The 3,519-nt window shown below is 62.5% G+C and carries 3 protein-coding genes and 3 pseudogenes; all 6 read left to right on the forward strand.

Annotation, left to right across the window (positions count from 1 at the left end; all coding sequences use genetic code 11):
* Positions 1-1,019 (forward strand): annotated as a pseudogene (locus JCM12296_RS40675) (hypothetical protein); the annotation flags it as partial.
* 94 nt (positions 1,020-1,113) lie between these two features.
* Positions 1,114-1,212: pseudogene (locus JCM12296_RS51185) on the forward strand (4Fe-4S binding protein); the annotation flags it as partial.
* 32 nt (positions 1,213-1,244) lie between these two features.
* Positions 1,245-1,385, forward strand: coding sequence for a 4Fe-4S binding protein (locus tag JCM12296_RS51190; RefSeq protein ID WP_422699212.1), 141 nt, complete (start codon positions 1,245-1,247; stop codon positions 1,383-1,385).
* 182 nt (positions 1,386-1,567) lie between these two features.
* Positions 1,568-2,163 (forward strand): annotated as a pseudogene (locus JCM12296_RS46635) (hydrogenase iron-sulfur subunit); the annotation flags it as partial.
* An 84-nt stretch (positions 2,164-2,247) separates the two neighbouring features.
* Complete coding sequence (locus tag JCM12296_RS46640; RefSeq protein ID WP_340147890.1) at positions 2,248-3,156, forward strand: (Fe-S)-binding protein; 909 nt, start codon at positions 2,248-2,250, stop codon at positions 3,154-3,156.
* Positions 3,157-3,337: 181 nt separating this feature from the next.
* On the forward strand, positions 3,338-3,519 hold a 182-nt coding region (locus JCM12296_RS39425; RefSeq protein WP_157068150.1), incomplete at its 3' end, for a hypothetical protein.

Raw genomic sequence — 3,519 nt, forward strand, 5'->3', positions numbered from 1 at the left:
ATCCGGAGATGATGCCGCCCATCCGTGGCGAGGACGTGATCCGCGCCTATGACCCGGCGACGGCCAAATCGGATGTGTTCGCCATGCTGCTGCGCGGCCAGGCGGCCGCGGCCAAGGCCATGCTGCTGCTCAAGGGTGCCGCTGCCCCCAAGGGTCATGGCATCGCCTTCATCCCCCCGGATCCGGGCCTGGACCCGGCCATCCGCATGGGCGTGTTCGCCTGCCGCTGCAACGATTCGCTGGGCTGGTCGGAGGGCATGGACAATTACTTGCAATGGCTCCACGACCGGCCGGATATGGTCCACGCCGAGGCCCTGAATGCGGCCTGCACGCCCGACGGCATCGCCCACATCCTGAGCACCGTGCGGGAGCGCGAGCTCACCCGGGTGGTGCTGGCTTCGTGCGTCTGCTGCCCGCTGGATTTCATTTGCAGTGCCTGCACCGACCAGCGCAGCCGCCTCAAGGTCGGTCTGTTCAACGGCACCGGCATCAGCCGCTCCATGGTGCAGACCGTCAACCTGCGTGGCGAGGTGCTGCGACTATTCAAGCACCATCCGGAGCTGGTGGTGGAACGCTTTGTCGGATTCATGGACCGCGCCATCAGCCATGCGGCCCACTTGCTGCCCTTTCCCACGCCGGCGCGCGACTACAACTTCACCACGGCCGTGATCGGCGGCAGCGAGGCCGCCTTGACGGCAGCCATGACCCTGGCCCGGGCCGGCCATGACGTGATTCTGATGGGCGCCGCCGGCGGCGCTGGTGAGAAAATCGCGCATCCCAGCATCTACGCCTTGGACGATGCCCAAGTAACCCGCATCAGGGCACCATCGGCAATTTCAAGGTCCGTACCCAAACCCAAGGCGTGGATCGCACGTTTACTGCGGGTTGTGTCATCCTGGGCGGGAAGCCCCGCGACCTTGCGCTTTATCGTCGCCGGCATGGGCATCCCGAGCAGCGCCCGCACACGGCCGCCCGGAGCGGCGAAGACAATGGCGCGCCCTTTCTTTTTCCGGGGATGACCTCCATATCCGGCCTGTTTTGGCCGATCCGCCCGGCGTGGCAATTTCCAAGCGCACCAAGGGGACTGCCGCCGCCGTTCAGGCTGCCGCCGCCATGCCCCGGGGACCGCGTCACAGCCGGGGCTATTCCGTCAAGGTCAGGGAGGACCTGTGCCGCGGCTGCGGACGTTGCCTCGTGGTCTGTCCGTACCAGGCCATCGCCTTGCGGCCCAATAGCGTCGGCGGATACCATGCCGAGGTGGACGAGGCCTTTGCAAGGGATGCGGCAACTGCATCTCCATCTGCCCGTCGGACGCGGCCGACAGCCCATACCGGGACCATGTGTACTTGGAGATGTCGGTCGAGAAGATGCTGACGGATTCGTAAGAAACCCAATATCGGCGTTACGAGAATCCTTCGTCACTGCGGCGTACGTAAAAGTACGCCTCATTCCTTAAGGATTCGCAAGCCTTGATCTTGAGCTTCTTACGAATCCCTAGAAACGGCGACTTTTACAAGACCATCGATACTGTCTGTTTGGGAGGGGAGTGAGAGGATAGGGACGATCCATGCCTGATTTTAAAATCATCGTGTTTCTCTGTAACTGGGGCCCGCATGCGGCGTACCAGCAGCTGCAGGACCAGGGGGCAAGGATCCCCAACGAGATCCGCATGATCCGCATTCCCTGCAGCGGACGGATCACCAAGGCGCTGCTCTTGCGCTCCTTTGAAATGGGCGCCGACGGCGTGGTCCTTTTGGGCTGCCAGCCGGATCGTGCCGTTACGGCAGCGGCACGCGCAATGCCCGGGACAATACCTCGGAAACCCGCCGGATTCTCGAACTGATGGGCATCGGTGGCGATCGCCTGCAATTGGGGAATTTCCTGCCCGATCAACCCCAGGCCCTGCTGGACGATCTGCAGGCCTTTGCCCGCCGGATTCGCCAGATGGGTCGCAGCCCCGTGGCCACCAGCCGAGCGGTCGGTGTCGTTGAGACCGGGACCATGACGCCCGAGGCCATCGTGGCGGCCCACGATGTGTTTGCCTGCCAGGATTGCGGCAAATGCACCTCGGCCTGCTCCCTGGCATTGGCGGGCAAACCCTACTCACCGCGCGAGATCGCCAATCGCATCATCGCCGGACAAGCCGACGACCTTTCCGTGCGCCAGGCGGTGAATGCCTGCCTGACCTGCGGGGTCTGTTACGAGCGCTGCCCCTCGGCGGTCAATTTTCCGGAATTCATTCGCTCCATGCGCGCCTACTACCAGCAACACCAGCTGGCCGAGGCGCCCACCCACGGGGGCTTCTTCCAGAGCATGATGCGCGCCATGACCGCCGAGACGCTGTCGCCCCGGCGCTGGCAGGACCTGCCGGCAAAAATCCGTACCCGGCCGGACGGCTCGGTGCTCTTTTTCGGTGGCTGCGCCCCTTATTTCGACATTTTTTTCAATAAGTTCCTCGGCGTTGCGACCGCCCGCATCCTGGAGGACAGCCTGCGCCTGCTCAATTTTTTCGATGTCGAACCGATTGTGCTGGAAAGCGAGATCTGCTGCGGCCACGATCTGTTGTGGACCGGCGACCGCGAGAATTTCCTGCGCCTGGCGCGGCGCAATGCCCGGGCCTTTGCCGAGAGCGGCGCCAGCGAGCTGATCACTGCCTGTCCGGAGTGCTATCGCACCCTGGCCCATGACTATCCGGCAAACGGCGTGACCCTGCCGCTGACCGTCACCCACATTCACGACTTCCTGGAGCGTGAGATCGACAAGGCGGCGGTGGGCTTCAAACCCCTTGGCGCCACGGTGACCTTTCAGGATGCCTGCCGCCAGAGCCGATTCGACGGTCGTGCCGATTTGCCGCGTAAATTGCTGGCCCGCATGACCGGCACTAAATGCATCGAAATGCCCGAGTCGGGCACGGGCGCGGTGTGCTGCGGCAACAGCGCCTGGACCGGATGCGATGCTTACTCCAAGGCCCTGCAGGTCAAACGGCTTACCAGCGCCCGCCAGACCGGCAGCGAAATGATCCTCACCGCTTGCCCCAAGTGCCAAATCCATCTGCGCTGCGCCATGGAGGACGCCATGCGCGCCGAGGATCTGCAGATGGAGACCCTGGACCTGGTCAGCGCCATCGCCAGGACGATCTACTGGGAAGGGAGTTGAGAAAAAAGTGTTAAGTTTTAAGTGTTAAGCAAATGTATGCTGTCGATTTCTAAAATCGGTTCAATCCTTCCCTTGACACTTAACACTTCAAACTTAACACCTCCCCAATCCTGCCCTGGGCGTTCCGTATCCGTGTTAACTGGTGGATAATTTTCACTATCAGAAATGTATAGGTATTCCCATGACAACGCAAACGACCTTGACAGCATCAGCCCCTTCTGCAGACCGCTCCCATGATACCCCCCGCGTGGGCGTTTATGTGTGCCATTGCGGCCTGAACATCGCCCAGACCGTGGATTGCGACGGGATCGCCGCGCGCGCGACCGGCCTTTCCGACGTGGTCGTGGCCAAGGGCATCGGCTA

It is taken from the genome of Desulfosarcina cetonica JCM 12296, from assembly GCF_001311845.1.
Taxonomy (GTDB): domain Bacteria; phylum Desulfobacterota; class Desulfobacteria; order Desulfobacterales; family Desulfosarcinaceae; genus Desulfosarcina; species Desulfosarcina cetonica.